Origin of the sequence: Pseudomonas sp. LjRoot277 (assembly GCF_964253845.1) — a bacterium.
Taxonomy (GTDB): Bacteria; Pseudomonadota; Gammaproteobacteria; order Pseudomonadales; family Pseudomonadaceae; genus Aquipseudomonas.
On record NZ_CAXURI020000001.1, the window covers coordinates 820,892 to 839,172 of the forward strand.

The window sequence follows — 18,281 nt, forward strand, 5'->3', positions numbered from 1 at the left end:
CTTCTTCCTTGTTTAAAAAGTGTTCAGGTCAGTGGTGTACAGCGAAATGCCCAGCGAAGTGCTCAAGCTGATGGTGCCTTCGGCGTCTTCTTCGACGGAAAACAACAGGAATTCACGGCGATCGGTCAGGCCGGTTTCGCGGGCGTACAGCATCGAACGGTGCTCGATGCGGTAGGACTCATTCGGATTGCTCAGGCGTTCGCTCAACGCCACCAGTTCCGTCTGGCCTGCCTCGGTGCCCCATTCGCGGGTGTACTCGACACCGTTGTGGTTGTAGGTTGGCAGCCCGATCAGGCTCTGAGGGCCGGCCAGTCGGCGCAACTCCGCTTCACTGTTGATGGTGACGTAACTGAGGTAATTGAACAGGATCACCGACTCGACCTGTCCGGCGATGTCGCCGGTGGTGTGCACTTGCAGCCAGTAGTCTTCGTCGTTCATGTAATAGCGTGACAGCCAGGTCGACTGCCCGAGATCAACAGTGCCAGCGCTCCAGATCTGTTGGGCGCCAGGGATTACCACTGTGGTGTTACCGTCGAGCAACAACTTCAGCGTGGTGTCGAACATCACCTCTTTACCCAATGCCAGACCCAGCGGACCGATGGCGGGCAGGGTTTCGTTGGCTGTCCATTTCGATTCCGTATTCGCTTTCGGGGCCTTAAGCCCCATCAACTGTTTAAACCATCCCATTGGTGATTTCCTTGAGGCGAGTGGAGGCGATGTAGAAGAGTTCGCCGCCCTCAACACGAGTGGCGCCGGGCGGGTTGATCGAAGGCTGTCGGGCGCCTTTGGCGCGGTAGCCGATAAGGGTAGCGTTGTGGCGCTCTTTCATCTGTGCGTACAGATCGCCGAATGTTGCTTCAAAAGCCTCGGGCAGTTTCATCAGGTACTGGGTGGCGCCTTGACCCACGCACAGCAATTCATTAATGACTACTGACGAGCCCGGATCCTGAGAGGCGCGCACCAACATCTCGATGGCCATGCTTGAGGTGCACTCCAGGCTGGGCGCGTAGGCGCTGGCGAGCGCGGCGATTTCACTGTCATTGAAGTGGGCGACCACATGCCCGACAGGGCTCAGTTGATTGATCGCCAGCACGGTGGCCAGGGTCAGATCGTCTGAATGGGTTCGCACCAGGACGCGTTCGGCACCGGGAACGCCCGCCCGCAGCAAAAGCGCGGCAGAGGACAGGCTTTCGCCTTTGATAAAGTCCGCTTTGCCCGGCATGGGATTTTCTTCGAGGTCGCAATCGCAAATGACGATCAGGTTGTCATTGGACGTTTCGTCCTGCAGCAGTAATTCAATGACTCGCTCGCTGGACGCACCTTCCCAGCCGATGAGAACGGTGTGACCGACCTTACCGGTGAAATCACCTTTGCCCTTCATGCTTTTTCTCCATACATCAATGACGCTGCTGGTGGTTTTGCCGATGGCTGCCGTCAGCAGCGCAATGCCCCCGAGCATGACCCAGGTAGCCACGAAAACCCGTCCCGCCGAGGTTTGGGGCGCAAGATCGCCGTAACCGACCGTCAGCGTGGTGGTGAGGTAGAAATAGGTAAATGTGGCGGGGGCGGTGAGGTGTTGTTCGCCCAGAAGCACCAGGCCGAGCCAGGCCGTGCACAGGTGGATGCCCAAGGCAATCGCCAGTCCCGCCCAGCCGAAACGGTGGAAGAAGGACGAGGCATATACGCGTAATAAAAGAAAAATAGACATGACGTCCCTGTCTCCGTGGGATGACTCGTTCCTGGCAATGCGCAGGCCTGAACCCCTGAAGGTTCAATTGCCTTTACCGGGCGGCATTAAACCTGTTGCCGGGCGCCGAGAGAAGTACCTTGGCTGCAATAAATCCGGCGAATGCCCCGGCGATATGGCCTTCGAATGAAACCCCCTGGCGCGGAAGGAAGCCAAACACCAGGCCGCCATATAGCAGGGCGACGACCGCGGCCGTGATCAAGTTACCCCAACTGTGCTGGAACCAGGCTCGCGACAGAATGTACGCCCACAGCCCGAACACCCATCCGCTGGCACCGATGTGCATCCCGGAAAACCCGAACAGCCAGACCAGCAAGCCGCCCAGACCAATGATGATCGCGCTCACGGCGATGAAGCGATTGAGCCCGTCGACAATGACCAACGTGCCGAGGATCAAAAAGGGAATCAGGTTGGCGCTCAGGTGCGCAAAGGACCCGTGCAAGAAAGGCGAGGTGATGATGCCGACCAGTCCCTGCAGTGTTCTCGGAACCAGGCCGAAGGCAGTAAGGCTGTAGCCGGTCGCAACATTGAGCAGTTGCAGCGCAACCATGAAGATGGCCACGCCTGCGATTGTCTTGAAACCCTTCAGGGCATCCATCCGTGACCTCGACTCGAAGGGCCGTGAATGCCCGTTACTTAAGCGCAACCCATGTGGGAGCGGGCTTGCTCGCGAAGGCAGTGTGTCAGGCAACATTGATGTCGACTGACACTCCCTCTTCGCGAGCAAGCCCGCTCCCACAGGTTCCGCAGCTCGGCATCAGGGCAATGAATGCCCTTCCTGCTGCTGTGTCGCTTACTCAGCCGATTTTTTCTTCAGGCGTTCCAGAATCGCATTGGCGCTGCCTTCGTTCGGCGTAATGCCGGCTTCGCGGAGTTTGCGTTCCAGATCAGTGCCGGTCGATGCATCGGCCAGTTGATCCTGGGCATCCAGTTCCGCGGCGCGTTGCTGCTGCTTGGCTTGCAGGCGGTTCAGTGTACCGACGGCGGTTTCCAGCTTGCCGTTGGCGCCGCCACTGGCGATCGAAGCGCTGACCTGGGCTTTCTGTACGCTTTCGCGGGCCTTGGCCATGTCCACTTGCTGACGCAGGCTTTTGATGCGGCTTTCGGCCTTGGTGATGTCTTTGCGCATGTTGTCCGCGTAACCGCCGAATTCGGTGGCCTGCTTTTGCTCGACATCAAGCTCATTGGTCAGGGTCGAAATGGCTTCGGCCACTTCCAGCGCCAAGTCTTCGCGGTTGGCCTGAATCGCGGCCATGGCCTTGGATTCGAGGTCCTTGATCTTGGCGTTGTACTCGGCCACACGATCAGCCGACAGCTTGTGCTTGGCCATGATGGTGACCAACTCACGCTTGGCATTGGCCAGGGCGCTGTCAGCGTCGCGGATTTCCTGGTCGAGGATGCGCAGGGCCTGTTGGTCGACGATTGATTCGCCGACTTCATTGGCACCGCCACGCAGCGCGGTGAACAATTTGCTCCAGATGGACTGAGTCATTGGATATTTCCTGTTCCCGAAAAATTAGATGAAGAAACGTTCAAAGGCTTCGCTGGCGCGCTGGACGTTGTCGACGAGGGTTTTGACCTCGGTCACGACGTTGGTCAGGCTGGAGTCGGAGCTCAGTGCGCCGAACATGTTGTAAACGATCTGCCCGTTGGGCATGGACTCGATACCGATCGAGGACAGCGGGAACATTTCCCGGCTGCGCAGAACGGCATCGTTGAATGCCGGTACGTCGTTGATGGACTCGACATCAACCAGAACGGTATCCACGATGACCTGATCGCCAACCACGGCGATGTAAATCGGCAAGCCACCGAAATCGTTCATTTCCAGCTTGATGCTGGACTCGGAGCCTTGAACGAGGGAGAGGGTGATGTCGTTCGAAACCACTTCGTCGAGGGCCTGAAGGGCACTGTAGAGGCGATCGATGTTCCAGTTGTTACCTGCGCTCATGTAATTCTCCGACATGAATGAGCCAGCCAGGATCGGTTGGCGTAGCTGTTTCTCCATCTGCTTGAGCAGGCTTCGGTTTTCGGGAAGCACCCAAGTCTCGTGTTTCACATAACCGGCGGCACCCAGACCCGCGCGCATCTGCTTCATGTAGAAGCTCGACGGTTTTTTCGCGGACGGTTTCGAGCGCTCTCCCTTGCTGCTTGCGGTATCGGTATCAGGCTCGGCAGGCGGACCTGATGGAGAGCGGCTTTTCATACTGGTGACTCCGTTGTGAAATCTCACGCGTGAGAAACACTACAGTGATTTTTTACACCACTCAATAGCTCACGCGTGAGATTTTTAGCGACCGGAAACGCAAAGGCCCGCAACGCGAAAGCGCGGCGGGCCTTTTGTTTATCGAGTTGTTCAGGGGGCGTTAGCGGCTGGCCGCGAGAAATTCGTCGGTGGACACCACGCTGGCGTAGGCAAAACCCAGGGCCGACATGAAGGCGGCATGAACGTGGGCTGCCGGAACGGTGACGCCGTTGAACTCCAGATCACGGGTAGCGCAGGCGTCATGAATCACCGTGACGCTGTAGCCAAGATCGGCGGCGGCGCGGGTGATGCCGTCGACACACATGTGGCTCATGCTGCCAACGACGACCAGTTCCTTGATGCCTTGCTCGTCGAGGATCGATTTCAGTTGTGTTTCACGGAACGAGTTGACGAAATGCTTGAGCACCACAGGCTCATCGGCGCGATTCAGGACTTTGGGGTGCAGCTTCGCGCCTTCCGAACCCGGGGTGAAAAAGGGCGCTTCGTCGGAGGTGAATTCGTGGCGGATGTGTACCACCGAATCACCCGCATCGCGGAAGGCTTTGAGCAGACGAACGGCATTGTCCGCCGCGGCATCGGCGCCGACCAGCGGCCACTTGCCTTGAGGGAAGTAGTCGTTTTGGATATCGACTACGATGAGTGCTTGCTTGGCCATGACTGTTTCCTCGAAGTGCTTGTTGGTGTGGAATGAAGTATTGGGTCTGGCAGGCCGTCCGAGGATTGGCCGCACCGACAATAGAAGGGGGAAAACTGACTATGGACGCAGAAAGGGCAATCGCCGAACTGGGCGTGCTGATCTATCCCGGTGCGCAGATGGCGGCGGTGCATGGATTGACGGACTTGTTCGGGGTGGCGAACCGGATTGCCGCCGAGCATCAGGCGGCGCAGTTGCCGTTGTTGCGGGTCAGCCATTGGCAGGTTGATGGCGATCAGGCGCCCGGGCGGGTCTATGACAGTCATCCCGCTGCGGACGGCGCGTTGGTGGCGGTGTTGATCCCGCCGTCGATTGCCGGTTTTTCCGAAGGCCAGGCACCGCAGGCGCTGTTTCGCTGGCTGCGTCAGCAACACGCCAATGGCGCGACACTCGGCGGGGTTTGCGTGGGCTCGATTCTGTTGGCCGAGAGCGGCCTGCTCGACGGTCGTAGCGCCACCACCCACTGGACCTCGGCCAAAACCTTCGCCGAGCGTTACCCGGCGATCAAGCTCAAGGCCGACACACCCATCGTTGACGACGGCGACCTGATCACCACTGCCGGGCTGATGGCCTGGTCCGAACTGGGCTTGCGTCTGGTCAACCGTCTACTGGGGCCGAGCATCGCCACCAGCACCGCGCGGTTTCTGGTGGTGGAACACAGCGACAGCGCGAGTGAATGCGGCAGCAACTTTTCACCGATACTCAGCCATGGCGATGCCTCGATTCTCAAGGTCCAGCATTGGCTGCAAAGCACCGGAGCGACCGATGTGTCGCTGGCAACGATGGCCGAGCGGGCAGGGCTGGAAGAACGCACGTTCCTGCGTCGATTTCGCGCCGCAACCGGGCTTAAACCCACCGAGTACTGCCAGCACCTGCGGGTCGGCAAGGCCCGGGAAATGCTCGAGTTCACCAACGGCACCATCGATCACATTGCCTGGACGGTGGGTTATCAGGATCCGAGTGCCTTTCGGGCGACGTTCAAGAAGATTACCGGATTGGCGCCAAGTGATTACCGGACACGGTTTGGGGTAACACCCTCAGCTGTGACTCGGTAGCCAGATCGCAACAGATCAAAATGTGGGAGCGGGCTTGCTCGCGAATACGGTGTGTCATTCAGCACTAATGTCGACTGAAAGATTGCATTCGCGAGCAAGCCCGCTCCCACATTGGATCTGTGTAAGCCTTCGGTCGTGCAAAATGCCGGAATCTTGAAGGCTGTCGTGCAGAATCAAACAGGCACGGTGCCATCATGTTTTTCGCAACTGGCTGATTTGAAAAACGTTTGTCTTCGGCCCCCCTTGGCCTGATCTCTGCACCCTTTCAACTACATTCAACAAGCGCAGATTGAAGGGGGACGCATGACCCCAGCAAATCGCAAGAAACTGGTGCTCGCTCACTCCGTGCGCCCCGAGGCTCCATTGCATGAAGTAGAAACCAATCGTGCGCTGGCCCGTTGGCTGGCACAGATCCTGGGGCTTAAATACGGCGGCAGTTACGACCCCGAACGGCACAACGGTCGAGACCTGTATCTGTTGCCGACCCAGACGCTTGTGGGCGTCGCTGCTGCCCGGCGATTGGGCGTCAAGGGGCCGGAGGATTTGTGGGGCGGTTATGTCGATCATGATTTCATCTGCACCAAAGCCATCAGCCACGGATTACGCAACAAAGATGCTCACGCTCCGGAAGGTTGGTCACCGTTGTTTTTCGAACGCGTGCGCAGAGTGGTGCTCGACGGTCTCAGTGTTTTTTCCATGGATGATGCGCGTCCTGCGGCGGAGCATCTGCTCTATAGCGGCCCGATCCGCATCAAGCCGATTCATGCCTGCGCCGGACGCGGTCAGGAAGTGATCAAAAGTCTCGACCAGTTCGATGCCATCCTCGCCAGACCCGATGCCAAAACGTTGTTCACCGAAGGTGTGGTGCTGGAGCAGGACCTGGACCACGTGATCACCCACAGCGTCGGTCAGAGTTTTATCGGCGACACGGTGCTGAGTTATTGCGGTGATCAATACTTGACCGAAGACGGTCAGGGCGAGCAGGTTTATGGAGGGTCCAACCTGCTGGTAGTGCGGGGTCACTACGATGATCTGCTCGAACTGGAACTGCCGGACGATGTTCAGCTGGCGATCCGCCAGGCACAAGTGTTCGACCGTGCCGCGGATGAGGCTTATCCCGGTTTCTACGCTTCGCGGCGCAACTACGACATCGCCCAAGGCGTGGACAGTAATGGCAAACAGCGTAGCGGCGTGCTCGAGCAATCCTGGCGGATGGGCGGTGCCAGCAGCGCCGAAGTCGCCGCCTTGCAGAGCTTCGTCAACGACCCCGGGATGCGCGCGATTCGCGTGTCGTCGGTCGAGACCTACATCGACCAGCCGCTGCCGGCGGACGCCATCGAGGTGTATCGCGGGCCGGCGCAAAACAGTGACTTTCTCCTCAAGTACGTAACGGTTAAATCCTATGACGGCTAGAAGCGAAACCATTCAGATCGACATCGACGATGAACAGATGATCGGGACTTTTCTCAGTCCCAAATCGAAAGTTCCCGGCGTGCTCTTTGTGCACGGTTGGGGCGGCAGTCAGGAGCGAGACCTGGAACGGGCCAAAGGCATCGCCGGTCTGGGTTGCGTGTGCCTGACGTTCGACTTGCGCGGGCATACCGGCGGCAGGGGTATTGCGCTGAGTCGAGTGACGCGCGAAGACAACCTGCGCGACCTGCTGGCGGCGTATGACCGCTTGCTCGCGCACCCGGCGCTAGATACATCGGCGATTGCCGTGGTCGGCACCAGTTATGGCGGTTATCTGGCCTCGATCCTGACGTCATTGCGTCCGGTGCGCTGGCTGGCGCTACGGGTGCCGGCGCTGTATCGCGATGATCAATGGCACACGCCCAAACGTGACCTGGACAAGATCGATTTACGTGATTACCGCAGCACGTTAGTCCGCGCCGACAGCAATCGTGCGCTGCATGCCTGTTCGCAATTTACCGGGGACGTGCTGCTGGTCGAATCAGAGACTGACGACTATGTGCCTCACTCAACCATCATGAGTTACCGCGCTGCGTGTCAGCAGACTCACTCGCTGACCCACCGGATTATCGACGGCGCCGATCACGCCTTGAGCGAGCCTGTTTCGCAACAGGCGTACACCTCGATCCTGGTGGGCTGGATCACCGAGATGGTGGTGGGCGAGCGGTTGAGCATTATTCAGTCATCGTAAAAACATCGGCGGTTAATGCCTCGGTTTCTTCTCGATCCGCAATGACTTGGCCTTGGCTTCCACGATCAGGTACATCACCAGGGTAATCAGTAGCGGCAAGATGAAATAAATCGCCCGATAGGCCAGCAATCCGGCCACCAGGCTGCCTCGGGACACTTCATGTTGCAGCAGCGCCACGAACACCGCTTCAAGCACGCCAAGCCCGGCGGGAATGTGCGTAATGACCCCGGCAATCGCGCTGATCAGCAACACCCCAAGCACCAGCGGGTAATCCAGCTTGCTCGGCAGCAGGGTGAAAATCACCGCCGCCATCAGCGACCAGTTCAGCGCCCCGAGGGCCAGTTGCAGCACTGCCATGCGCAGGGACGGCAGGTTGATTTCCACCCCGCGTATCGCCCACTCCCGCCGCTTGGAAAACTGACACGCCGCCAGATACCCCGCGCTCACCAGCAGCAACAACACCCCCACACCTTGCAACGCATCAGTGCTCAGCTTCCAGCCTGGCGGCATTCGCACTAGTCCGCTGCTGAACACCGCACCGGCAATCACCATGTAACCGAACCAGTTGGTCGCGAGGCTCAACCCGAGAATTTTCGCGATGTTGCCCTTGCTCACCCCGAGTCGCGAATACAGCCGATAACGCATGGCAATACCGCCGACCCAAGCGCTCAGATTGAGGTTGAAGGCATAGCTGATAATCCCCACCGGCAGGATCTGCTTCCACGTCAGGTCCTGGCGAATGTAGGTACGGCCGATCAAGTCGAAGCAGGCATAGACCAGAAAACTCACCAAGGTCAGACCGGACGCGATGATCAGTGTGCGCACCTTGAAATCTGCGAGGTTGTCGAACACTTCATCCCATTCGATGCGCTGGGCAAGCATCGTGAACAGCACGATCAGCGCCAGGAAAAACAGCATTGTCAGCGGCCGTTTCCAGCGGCTCCAGCGGGATTTGGGCGGGGTGTCGGCGTGGGTCGTCGGTTGTGTATCAGAGTGGCTCATCAGGTGTCACTCCCGGCGGAATGGGAAAAAGGTTTCAGGCGCGGTTTGTGCGCCGGCAGCCAACCGGCCCAGGCGGGGAAGTGCCGCAGGAAGTGAAACACCAGAAAACCGACGGTCATGTGCCAGACCCGCCCGCGTGGGGACTTGTCTGCGGACATGACCTTGCAATGGTTGTCACTCAGGTCTTCGAGGCGCTCGAACAGGTCGCGGTTGAAGGCGCGATCGCGGATCAACACATTGGCTTCCAGGTTCAAGGACAGGCTCAACGGGTCGAGGTTGCTCGAACCGACCGTGCTCCAGTCCTCATCCACCAGCGCGACTTTGCCGTGCAGCGGACGGTCGCAATATTCGTAAATCTGCACGCCGGATTTGAGCAGGTAGTCATAGGTCATGCGCGCCGCGAGTTTGGCCACCCGCATATCGGGCTGGCCTTGCAGGATCAGCCGCACATTGACGCCACGGCGTGCCGCGTTGCGGATCTCGCGCAGCAGGCGATAGCCCGGAAAGAAGTAGGCATTGGCGATCACCACTCGGCGCTGGGCACTGCGCAGCACCTGCCGGTAAACCTCTTCGATGTCGGTCGGGTGCTCGCCATTGTCGCGGTACACCAGGCGAACCTGGCCGTCATGATCAGTGAACGCCAGCTCCGAGCGCCGTTGTCTGCGGCGTTGCCACCAGTATTTGGCGCGAGCCGGGCGACCGCATTGCAGCAAGGCGAAGTGATGGATGTCGGCCACCGCCGGTCCTTGCACTTCAACGGAATAATCCTGCTTGGCCTCAGGGCCGAAGTCGGCCAAATGGTCGGCCGAAAAGTTGATGCCGCCGATGAACGCAATCGTGCCATCGACCACCACGATCTTGCGGTGCAGGCGGCGGAACCAGTTAGTGCGGATGCCCAGATGTTTGGGTGCCGGGTCGAAAATCTGGATGCGCACGCCGGCCTCGCTCAGGACGGTGAGGTATCCCGTGCTCAGTTCACCGCAGCCAAAGCCATCGAGACTGGCGGTGATCCGCACGCCACGTTGAGCGGCGGCGATCAGTACTTCCTGCAGCTCATCACCGACCTTGTCCTCGAACACAATGAAGGTTTCCAGCAGGATTTCAGTCTTGGCCTGACGCATGGCCTCGAACACCCGAGGGAAATACGCTTCGCCGTTTTCCAGCAGCTCTACGCGGTTGTTGCCCTGCCAGCCATATTCGACGTCGACCACGCCCGGTTCACGGATCGGCGGGGTTGTGGATAAGTGCTCCACTTGGGTTTTATCCATCGATGGGCTGCTCATAGCTCGATCTCCACCGACAGCGGTGCGTGGTCGGAAAGGTGTGACCAGGGTCGCGCGGCCAGCACTTGCGGCTGGCTGGCCTTGAGGTTGCGCACGTAGATGCGGTCAAGGCGCAGCGCGGGCAATCGCGCTGGAAAACTGCGCGCCGGTTTGCCATGGAGTTCGGCGAAAACCTCCCGTAAACCACTGGGTTTGAGCAGCGCGTCGGCACGCTGGCGCCAGTCGTTGAAGTCACCGGCAACGATCACCGGGGCATCGCTCGGCAGTTCTTCGAGGCGCTGGGCCAGCAACTTGAGTTGTTCGGTGCGGTGGGTTTCGCGAAGGCCCAGATGCACACAAATGGCATGCACTTCCTGGCCGTCACCGGGCAGGCGCAGCACGCAATGCAGGATGCCACGGTTCTCGTGACCGCTGATGGAAACGTCGAGGTTGTCGTGGCGAATGATCTGGAATTTAGACAGCAGCGCATTGCCGTGATCGCCCGCCGGATAGACCGCGTTGCGTCCATAGGCGAACTGCGGCCACAGGGTGTCGGCGAGAAATTCGTATTGCGGCATCGCCGGCCAATTGCTGTAGCGCTGGGGATGACGCTCGTGGGTGCCGTGGACTTCCTGCAAAAACACCACGTCGGCGGACACGCTGCGCACCGCTTCGCGCAATTCCGGCAGGATGAAACGCCGGTTGAGCGCGGTGAAACCCTTGTGCGTGTTGACCGTCAGCACGGTGAAACTGCGCACGGTGGTGATGATGGGTTGCTGTTCGTCGGTGGTGCCGACCGGTTCGGAAATGCTCATGACAGCACTCCTTCGGCGGCCAGTTCACCGGGACGGGTGGCAAGGTCTCTATCCAGATGAAAACGCTCCAGCAAGCGGCGGGCATCGAAGGGCGCGCGGACTTTGATGTCGTTGTCGAAATAGCAAAACACCTCACGGGACTTGCGCGCCTTGGGCTTTTGCCGCGGTGCGATCAGGTGCGGGTCGGGCGGTTGCTGGCCGTGGTACCAGGCCTCGATCCGGTCGCCCCAGCGTTTCAGCGCTTCGGGGGTATAACCGCTGGCATAAAGTTCTTCGGCACCGTGCAGGCGCAGGTAAACGAAGTCGCTGGTGAGGTCTTCGCGGTACGGCCATTTACCGGCGGTGTCGGCGATAACCAGCGCAGCATTGTGGCGTTTGAGCAGGCGGATGAAGGCGGGGTCGATGAAGCTCTCGTTTCTGATTTCTACGGCATGGCGCAAAGGCTTTTTCCCGTAGGCCTTCAGACTGGCGTGACCGTTCACGTGCGAATCATGCTGGCGGGCGAGGGCGGCGGCCTCTTCGGTGTTGTGGGGCAACTGCTCCAGAAAGGTTTCGAACAGCTCGGCATCGAATTTGAAGTTGGGCGGGAATTGCCAGAGAATCGGGCCGAGCTTTTCTTTAAGTTCCAGCACCCCTGACGCAAAGAAATTCGCCAGGGGTTTATGGATCTCCCGCAGTCGCTTGATGTGGGTGATGAAGCGCGGGGCTTTGACGCTGAAAACGAAGCCCCTCGGGGTTTCGGCGTACCACTGGGCATAACGTTCAGGCCGTTGCAGGGCGTAAAACGATCCATTGATTTCGATGCTGTTGACCGCCCGTGAGGCGAATTGCAATTCGCGCTTGTGGGTCAACCCCTTCGGGTAAAAATCCCCCCGCCAGGGCGTGTAGCGCCAGCCTGAAATACCGATGTGGATCGCCGCCATGTCGCCTCCCGTCTAATGGTCCTCGGACTGCCCTGTCTTCTGATGACTGCGGGGCGGGCGAGAAAGTTTCGACGGGACTACGGACGGTTAATGCTTAACAGACCAACACAAAATCAATGTGGGAGCGAGCCTGCTCGCGAATGCAGTGTGTCAGTCACATCGATGCTGGATGTGCTGCCGCCTTCGCGAGCAGGCTCGCACCCACAGGGGTTAGTGGCCGGTGACGATCCGTTGTGAGCCTTCAGCAGGTTCGGCGTACACCGGACCCAACCGATCAAGGCGACCGCTCCACGCGGTCAGTGCCAACGCAACCAACACCACCAGCCCACCAATCCATGCGGTGTGGATCAGGCCCATATGAGCAACGATCAAGCCACCGCCCCACGCACCGCCGGCGATGCCGAGGTTGAACGCGGCGATGTTCAGGCCCGACGCCACATCCACCGCATGCGGGGTGTGATGTTCGGCCTGACGCACTACATAAACCTGCAGCCCCGGCACGTTGCCGAACGCAACCGCGCCCCAGACCAGTACGGTGGCCAGGGCCAACCATGGATTGCCAGCGGTGAAGGTCAGTACGAACAACACCGCAGCGAGCAGGGCGAAGATGATTTTCAGGGCACTGATCGGGCCGCGTTTGTCCGCCAGTTTGCCGCCCCAGATGTTACCGACGGCCACCGAGATGCCGTAGACCAGCAACACCAGGCTGACGGTGCTGGCGCTGAAGCCGGAAATGTCCTGGAGAATCGGTGCCAGGAAGGTGAACGCGATGAACGAGCCGCCGTAGCCGACCGCGGTCATGGCATACACCAGCAACAAACGCGGCTGCTTGAGCACCTGCAATTGCTGCAACAGTGAAGCCGGTTTGCTGTGGGCAATGTTTTTCGGCACGTAAAGCAGGCTGCCGATGAACGCGATCACACCCAGCGCAGACACCGCGAGGAAGGTTTCACGCCAGCCGAAATGCTGGCCAATGAACGTCCCCAGTGGTACGCCGGTGACCAGCGCCACGGTCAGGCCGGTGAACATGATGGCGATTGCGCTGGCGGCTTTCTCTTTCGGCACGAGGCTGGTGGCGATGGTCGAGCCAATCGAGAAAAACACGCCGTGGGCCAGGCCGGTGACGATCCGCGCAATGATCAGCGATTCGTAGCTTGGCGCTTTCCAGGCCAGCAGGTTGCCGAGGGTAAACAGCACCATCAGTGACAACAGCAGCATTTTGCGCGGGACTTTGCCGGTGAGGGCGGTCAGCACCGGGGCGCCAATGGCAACGCCCAATGCGTAAAGGCTGACCAGCAGGCCGGCGGACGGCAGGCTGACGCCGAGGTCGGCGCCGATGGTGGGTAACAGGCCAACGATGACGAACTCGGTCGTCCCGATGGCGAAGGCGCTGAGGGTCAGCGCGAGCAAGGCAATGGGCATGGCTGCAACTCCGGTGGGATTGATTGATGGAGCGCAGTGTCGGGGTTTGGGGTGTGTGGAAAAATACAGGGATGGGCATTTGATATTTGCGTTGTGCGCAAAGATCAAAAGCTACCCCCTCACCCCAGCCCTCTCCCCCAAAGGGGGCGAGGGGGAAAGGGAGCAGAGTTGTGTTGTTTTCAAAACCTGAGTTCGACTCGATGTTTCAGGTCGATGTAGCTCCAAGAACACCTCGGTAGGCTCCCTCTCCCTCGGGGAGAGGGCTGGGGTGAGGGGTGGCCTTTGATTTCACCCAACCTGCAAGGACCGCTGGATGTGTTTGGTGTCGACAAGTTGGACCTTAACGGCGTGGTGCCGACAACATCAATGCCGGATCAGTTTGTTGTGCAGCTGGGTAGTCGATTGCGGATCCAGCTCCAGCCAGAAAATTTGCTTGTCGGCGATCTCGGCAGCGGCCGGCAGACCATCGCGATACACCAGCCGATTACTCGCCAATGCCGGCACTTTTGCGCCCGGTAAAAGCGTCCCGGCGAGGTTCAGCGGATCAACCCCGCACACGGCAATCAAACTCCCATCATGCGGCCGTCGCCGCACCTCGCGTAGTAATGGAATGGCTTCGGGCAACGCAAACTGTTCACCCGCCAAGCCACTGACAAATCGCCCGCCGCGAATTTCGCCGCGAGCTTCCAATCGATGGAACGTGCGCAGCAATTCTCGCCAGCTCGGCAACCAATCCGCTTCACGTTCCAACAAGCGCCAGAACACCACGCCGTAGCGCCGGAGCAAGGTCATGGCGATATGTTCAAGGGTGTCGGTCGGCGTCGGTGCCGGACGTTTGTTCTCCACAACCGGAGCTTGCGCCCCGCGTCGCAGCAAGGCCCAGCGCCCGGCATCGTCCATCCCGCCGACAAACGCTCCGCGCCCGCGTCGGCTGCTGCGATTCTGGCGTTTGCTGGCCGGAGTGATCAGCGCTCGCAGACCGGCGAAGCTGTCGGCATTCACCAGCCCGGCGCCGACCAATTCCTGCAACGCGATTTCCAGTTCCGAGCGCAGCAGGTGGGCTTCGTGAGTCAGCTCATCGAAAAACAGCGCGCCGTGTTGGCTCAGGGCTTCATAGACTTTTTGCGTTTTGGGCGACAGTTCGCTGACCGGCGTCTGCTCGGTCAACCCGCTCCACAACCCGACCTGACTGCGCGGCAATAGCAGAATCGGCGTGCTGCGCAGCGCCGTGCTGGTGCTCTTGTTGCGTGCGGTCAGCCGTGTCCACACCAGTTTGCCGCTGCGGCACAGGTCATCCAGCCAACTCGCTGAATAGTCTTTTATTCGTGCCGGCAAAATATCGCTATCCCAGGCTGAAGCGGCGGCGGGGTAGCCTTCAAACTGACTGATTATCGCTGGCAATACTGCGCTGCCCTGACCTTGGGTCGCGGCGGACAGATGCTGCCAGTCGAACAGGAAACGCATGAAATCCTGCAACGCCACGGGCTCGATTTCTCGCCGCAGACGCTTGACGGTGTAGCGGTGAATTCGCGCCAGCAAATGCCGTTCGCACCATTCTTCCTCAGCCGTGCCGGGCGTGAATTGACCGCGCAGCACATAGCCTTCGCGTTCCAGTTGCGCCAACGCGTGGGTGACTTGAGTCGCCGGTAATCCGAGCGGTTCGGCAATCGCGTTCAGCGGCAATGGACCGAATGCGCTGAGCCGCACACGAATCACTTCCAGCACCGCTTCGTCCGGCGCCCAGACTTCATCGAACCCGGGCAACGCCTCCAACGGTGGCTGCAAAATCGCTTGTGGATAAATCGCGTTCAGGCAAGTCAGCCGCTCCAGTGCCAGCCATAGCGCTTGCCCGGCATTGATTGGCAGGCGGCTGGCGCGACCGCTGTCGGCCAGGGCGTTCAGCCAGTCGAGCCAGTCTGGATTAGCCAAAGCCTCGGCGTCGGAGATGCACGCTAGGCTCATCAACGCTTCATGCATTTCATCGATGCCGGTGGGCGCTGGCCAGGCTTCCTCGCGCACGGCTTGAATCGCGTCCGCATCCAGCGCACCGAGGTCGTCGGTGGACTGCGGATCGCTCCAGCGGCGGTTGAGTACCGCTTGAGTGCGGCGCTCTTCCAGCGGCGCATCGTCGAGAAAGGTGTAGGGCCGGGCACTGAGAATTTCCGCGGCCAGCGGCGAGGGCGCTGGTAAATCGCGGCTGATCAGGCGGATGTCGCCACGTTCCATGCGCCGCAACAACGCCAGCCAGCCTTCGCTGTCCATGGCTTCGTGCAGGCAGTCGTCGAGGGTTTGCTCCACCAGTGGATGGTCGGGAATTTCCCGTTCGCCGGCGAGGTTTTCCACGCAGGCAATCTGGTCGGGAAATACGCTGGCGATCAGGTCTTCGCTTTTCATCCGCTGGATCTGCGGCGGGACTTTGCGGCCGCCACTGTAGCGCGGCAGCGCCAGCGCGACCCCGGCATTCCAGCGCCAACGCACGCCGAACAGCGGCGCATCGAGCACGGCTTGAATCAGGGTGTGCTCGGCGCTGTTGCTGTGCAAATAGCGCCAGACGTCATCGAGTTCAAAACTGTGGCTGGTCGACAGCGACAGGACGATGGCGTCTTCGCTGGCGGCAGCCTGCAATTCGAAGTTGAAGGTGCGGCAGAAACGCTTGCGCAAGGCCAGGCCCCAGGCACGGTTGATGCGGCTGCCGAACGGCGTGTGGATGATCAATTGTGTGCCGCCGGTCTCGTCGAAAAACCGCTCCATCAGCAGCGAGTCTTGTGACGGCAGGGCGCCCAATGTCAGGCGCGCACGGGCCAGGTAATCGACCAATTGTTCCGCGCTGGCGAGGTTCAGACCGAGGGTGTCAGTCAGCCAGTCGGTCGCGGGCTGCAAGCGACCGGGTGTGGCGCCGAGCAGCTCATCGAGTTGCGCTTGCAGGCGGGCCACGGCAAACGACAGTTCCGCACTGCGCCCCGGCGCTTCGCCGAGCCAGAATGGAATGGTCGGCGGTTGGCCCTGCGCGTCTTCGACCCGGACCTTGCCGGTTTCGACCCGCAGAATCCGGTAGGAGGTGTTGCCCAACTGAAAGACATCCCCGGCGATGCTTTCCACCGCAAAGTCTTCGTTGACGCTGCCGATGTTCAGCCCTTGGGGTTCGAGTAAAACGCTGTAGTCGGCGTTGTCCGGGATCGTCCCGCCGCTGGTCACGGCCGTCAGTTTGGCGCCCCGACGACCGCGCAGGGTGCGGGTCACGGCGTCGCGGTGCAGGTAAGCGCTGCGGATGCCCAGGCGACCGTTGTAGCCTTCGGCGAGCATCTGCAGCAGCGCCTGGTAATGTTTTTCGTCGAGTTCGCGGTAGGGCGAGGCGTTGCGGAACATCTCCAGCAGCGCCTGCTCCTGCCATTCCTGGCAACTGACCTCGGCGATGATTTGTTGCGCGAGTACATCCAACGGCGCCTTGGGAATCAGCAAGGTGTCGAGTTCGCCACGCCGCACGCAGTCGAGCAGGGCGGCGCATTCGATCAGGTCGTCGCGGGTGGTGGCGAACAAACGGCCCTTGGGCGTGCCGCCAACCTGGTGCCCGGAGCGGCCGACCCGTTGCAGAAACCCGGCAATCGAACGCGGCGAGGCAATCTGGCAGACCAGGTCGACATCGCCGATATCGATCCCCAGTTCCAGGGACGCCGTGGCAATCAGCACTTGCAGCTCGCCGCGCTTGAGCCGCTGTTCGGCGTCGAGACGAAACTCCTTGGCCAGACTGCCGTGGTGGGCGGCGACGGCTGCTTTGCCGAGACGCTCGCTCAAGTGTCGACTCAGGCGTTCGGCGAGGCGTCGGGTGTTGACGAAAATCAGCGTGGTGCGGTGTTCGCGTGCGAGGGCGGCGAGGCGGTCGTAGACCAGTTCCCAGATGTCGTTGGCCATCACCGCCGACAACGGCACAGGCGGCACTTCGATGTCCAGATCCCGTGGGCGGGCGTGGCCGATGTCGATGATTTCGCACGCGCGATCACGGCCAACCAGAAACTGCGAGACGGCTTCGATGGGTTTTTGCGTGGCAGACAGGCCGATCCGCATCAGCGGTTGCGCGCATAACGCTTGCAGTCGCTCGAGGCTCAGGGCCAGGTGACTGCCGCGCTTGCTGGCGGCGATCGCGTGAATTTCGTCGACGATCACCGTGCGGGCGGTACTGAGCATTTGTCGGCCGGAGTCGGAGCCTAGGAGCACGTAAAGGGATTCCGGGGTGGTCACCAGAATGTGTGGGGCGGTTTTGCGCATCGCCGAGCGGTCTTTTTGCGGTGTGTCGCCGGTGCGCACGGCGGTGTTGATCTGCAATTGCGGCAGGCCCATCTCGCGTAACTGCTCGGTGATGCCGGCCAGCGGGTCTTGCAGGTTGATCTGTATGTCGTTGGACAAGGCTTTTAGCGGCGAAACGTAGACCACCAGGGTTTCATCCGGCAGATGGCCGCCGTTGGCCATTGCGCGGTGGACCAGGTCGTCGATGACCGCGAGGAACGCGGTGAGGGTCTTGCCAGAGCCGGTGGGTGCGGCGACCAGGGTCGAACGGTGCTGGCGGATCAACGGCCACGCCCGGGCCTGGGCGGCGGTGACCGTCGGGAAGGTGCTGCTGAACCAGGCGCTGACGGCGGGGTGGAAGCCTGCCAGGGCGCTGTCCGTCGGGATTGGCAGATTCATGGAGCAATTTATGCGGGCGGGGGGCTGAAGATGCAAGTACCGCTCAAGCCCTCTGGTGGTCTTTAGGGCCCCTTCGCGAGCAAGCCCGCTCCCACATTTGAACGGTGTCGGTCACAAATTATGAGTACACAGGAGATCCAATGTGGGAGCGAGCTTGCTCGCGATAGGGCCGAAACAGGCGCCGCCGTTCTCAGGTATCTACACTTTACGGATGACGGTTGCGCACTAAACCCGCAAAATGCAACGATTCCGGC

15 protein-coding genes are annotated in these 18,281 nt (G+C 60.3%); 3 read left to right on the plus strand and 12 right to left on the minus strand.

From position 1 onward, the window contains the following. Positions 1 to 12: 12 nt before the first annotated feature. The 6 genes from ACSQ87_RS03930 to ACSQ87_RS03955 form a co-directional block, all read right to left on the minus strand. Positions 13 to 687, minus strand: a complete 675-nt coding sequence (locus tag ACSQ87_RS03930) for a DUF2491 family protein (RefSeq protein ID WP_436273380.1) — start codon at positions 685 to 687, stop codon at positions 13 to 15. Continuing rightward, a complete protein-coding gene (locus ACSQ87_RS03935) occupies positions 674 to 1,708 on the minus strand; it encodes an ion channel (protein WP_436273381.1) in 1,035 nt (344 codons plus the stop codon). The genes ACSQ87_RS03930 and ACSQ87_RS03935 overlap by 14 nt, the downstream gene beginning before the upstream one ends. Positions 1,709 to 1,781: 73 nt before the next feature. After that, positions 1,782 to 2,345 carry a rhomboid family intramembrane serine protease gene (locus ACSQ87_RS03940; RefSeq protein ID WP_436273382.1) on the minus strand — a complete coding sequence of 188 codons (564 nt, stop codon included), beginning with the start codon at positions 2,343 to 2,345 and terminating at the stop codon, positions 1,782 to 1,784. Positions 2,346 to 2,540: 195 nt separating this feature from the next. Next, a complete protein-coding gene (locus ACSQ87_RS03945) occupies positions 2,541 to 3,239 on the minus strand; it encodes a PspA/IM30 family protein (RefSeq protein ID WP_436273383.1) in 699 nt (232 codons plus the stop codon). Positions 3,240 to 3,263: 24 nt separating this feature from the next. Next, positions 3,264 to 3,953, minus strand: coding sequence for a YjfI family protein (locus tag ACSQ87_RS03950; RefSeq protein ID WP_150658326.1), 690 nt, complete (start codon positions 3,951 to 3,953; stop codon positions 3,264 to 3,266). 160 nt (positions 3,954 to 4,113) lie between these two features. Continuing rightward, on the minus strand, positions 4,114 to 4,668 hold the full coding sequence (locus tag ACSQ87_RS03955; RefSeq protein ID WP_436273384.1) for a cysteine hydrolase family protein: 555 nt from the start codon (positions 4,666 to 4,668) through the stop codon (positions 4,114 to 4,116). Positions 4,669 to 4,769: 101 nt separating this feature from the next. On the opposite strand from ACSQ87_RS03955, the gene ACSQ87_RS03960 reads away from it, so the two are divergent. From ACSQ87_RS03960 to ACSQ87_RS03970, 3 genes are all read left to right on the plus strand, one after another. Continuing rightward, positions 4,770 to 5,762, plus strand: a complete 993-nt coding sequence (locus tag ACSQ87_RS03960) for a GlxA family transcriptional regulator (RefSeq protein ID WP_436273385.1) — start codon at positions 4,770 to 4,772, stop codon at positions 5,760 to 5,762. A 303-nt stretch (positions 5,763 to 6,065) separates the two neighbouring features. Then, a complete protein-coding gene (locus tag ACSQ87_RS03965; RefSeq protein WP_436273386.1) occupies positions 6,066 to 7,175 on the plus strand; it encodes a DUF3182 family protein in 1,110 nt (369 codons plus the stop codon). Beyond that, positions 7,165 to 7,923 (plus strand): alpha/beta hydrolase family protein, encoded by a 759-nt coding sequence (locus ACSQ87_RS03970; RefSeq protein ID WP_436273387.1) that lies wholly within the window; start codon positions 7,165 to 7,167, stop codon positions 7,921 to 7,923. The genes ACSQ87_RS03965 and ACSQ87_RS03970 overlap by 11 nt, the downstream gene beginning before the upstream one ends. 12 nt (positions 7,924 to 7,935) lie before the next feature. On the opposite strand, the gene ACSQ87_RS03975 is transcribed toward ACSQ87_RS03970, so the two are convergent. The 6 genes from ACSQ87_RS03975 to ACSQ87_RS04000 all read right to left on the minus strand — a co-directional run bounded on the left by ACSQ87_RS03975 (position 7,936) and on the right by ACSQ87_RS04000 (position 18,027). Then, on the minus strand, positions 7,936 to 8,925 hold the full coding sequence (locus tag ACSQ87_RS03975) for a lysylphosphatidylglycerol synthase domain-containing protein (protein WP_436273388.1): 990 nt from the start codon (positions 8,923 to 8,925) through the stop codon (positions 7,936 to 7,938). After that, positions 8,925 to 10,208: a cardiolipin synthase ClsB gene (gene clsB, locus ACSQ87_RS03980; RefSeq protein WP_436273389.1), complete on the minus strand. Its 1,284-nt coding sequence runs from the start codon at positions 10,206 to 10,208 to the stop codon at positions 8,925 to 8,927. The genes ACSQ87_RS03975 and clsB overlap by 1 nt, the downstream gene beginning before the upstream one ends. Beyond that, positions 10,205 to 11,002, minus strand: coding sequence for an endonuclease/exonuclease/phosphatase family protein (locus tag ACSQ87_RS03985; RefSeq protein WP_223432911.1), 798 nt, complete (start codon positions 11,000 to 11,002; stop codon positions 10,205 to 10,207). The genes clsB and ACSQ87_RS03985 overlap by 4 nt, the downstream gene beginning before the upstream one ends. Continuing rightward, a complete protein-coding gene (locus tag ACSQ87_RS03990; RefSeq protein WP_223432912.1) occupies positions 10,999 to 11,925 on the minus strand; it encodes a DUF72 domain-containing protein in 927 nt (308 codons plus the stop codon). The genes ACSQ87_RS03985 and ACSQ87_RS03990 overlap by 4 nt, the downstream gene beginning before the upstream one ends. A 210-nt stretch (positions 11,926 to 12,135) precedes the next feature. After that, positions 12,136 to 13,347 (minus strand): MFS transporter, encoded by a 1,212-nt coding sequence (locus ACSQ87_RS03995; RefSeq protein WP_223432913.1) that lies wholly within the window; start codon positions 13,345 to 13,347, stop codon positions 12,136 to 12,138. Positions 13,348 to 13,710: 363 nt separating this feature from the next. Continuing rightward, entirely contained in the window at positions 13,711 to 18,027 is a 4,317-nt protein-coding gene (locus ACSQ87_RS04000) for a DEAD/DEAH box helicase (protein WP_436273390.1), read from the minus strand. Positions 18,028 to 18,281: the final 254 nt, after the last annotated feature.

Bases quoted from the DNA above. Each gene is read 5' to 3' on its own strand.
- ACSQ87_RS03930 (WP_436273380.1), bottom strand. From the start codon at position 687: ATGGGATGGTTTAAACAGTTGATGGGGCTTAAGGCCCCGAAAGCGAAT.
- ACSQ87_RS03935 (WP_436273381.1), bottom strand. From the start codon at position 1,708: ATGTCTATTTTTCTTTTATTACGCGTATATGCCTCGTCCTTCTTCCAC.
- ACSQ87_RS03940 (WP_436273382.1), bottom strand. From the start codon at position 2,345: ATGGATGCCCTGAAGGGTTTCAAGACAATCGCAGGCGTGGCCATCTTC.
- ACSQ87_RS03945 (WP_436273383.1), bottom strand. From the start codon at position 3,239: ATGACTCAGTCCATCTGGAGCAAATTGTTCACCGCGCTGCGTGGCGGT.
- ACSQ87_RS03950 (WP_150658326.1), bottom strand. From the start codon at position 3,953: ATGAAAAGCCGCTCTCCATCAGGTCCGCCTGCCGAGCCTGATACCGAT.
- ACSQ87_RS03955 (WP_436273384.1), bottom strand. From the start codon at position 4,668: ATGGCCAAGCAAGCACTCATCGTAGTCGATATCCAAAACGACTACTTC.
- ACSQ87_RS03960 (WP_436273385.1), top strand. From the start codon at position 4,770: ATGGACGCAGAAAGGGCAATCGCCGAACTGGGCGTGCTGATCTATCCC.
- ACSQ87_RS03965 (WP_436273386.1), top strand. From the start codon at position 6,066: ATGACCCCAGCAAATCGCAAGAAACTGGTGCTCGCTCACTCCGTGCGC.
- ACSQ87_RS03970 (WP_436273387.1), top strand. From the start codon at position 7,165: ATGACGGCTAGAAGCGAAACCATTCAGATCGACATCGACGATGAACAG.
- ACSQ87_RS03975 (WP_436273388.1), bottom strand. From the start codon at position 8,925: ATGAGCCACTCTGATACACAACCGACGACCCACGCCGACACCCCGCCC.
- clsB (WP_436273389.1), bottom strand. From the start codon at position 10,208: ATGAGCAGCCCATCGATGGATAAAACCCAAGTGGAGCACTTATCCACA.
- ACSQ87_RS03985 (WP_223432911.1), bottom strand. From the start codon at position 11,002: ATGAGCATTTCCGAACCGGTCGGCACCACCGACGAACAGCAACCCATC.
- ACSQ87_RS03990 (WP_223432912.1), bottom strand. From the start codon at position 11,925: ATGGCGGCGATCCACATCGGTATTTCAGGCTGGCGCTACACGCCCTGG.
- ACSQ87_RS03995 (WP_223432913.1), bottom strand. From the start codon at position 13,347: ATGCCCATTGCCTTGCTCGCGCTGACCCTCAGCGCCTTCGCCATCGGG.
- ACSQ87_RS04000 (WP_436273390.1), bottom strand. From the start codon at position 18,027: ATGAATCTGCCAATCCCGACGGACAGCGCCCTGGCAGGCTTCCACCCC.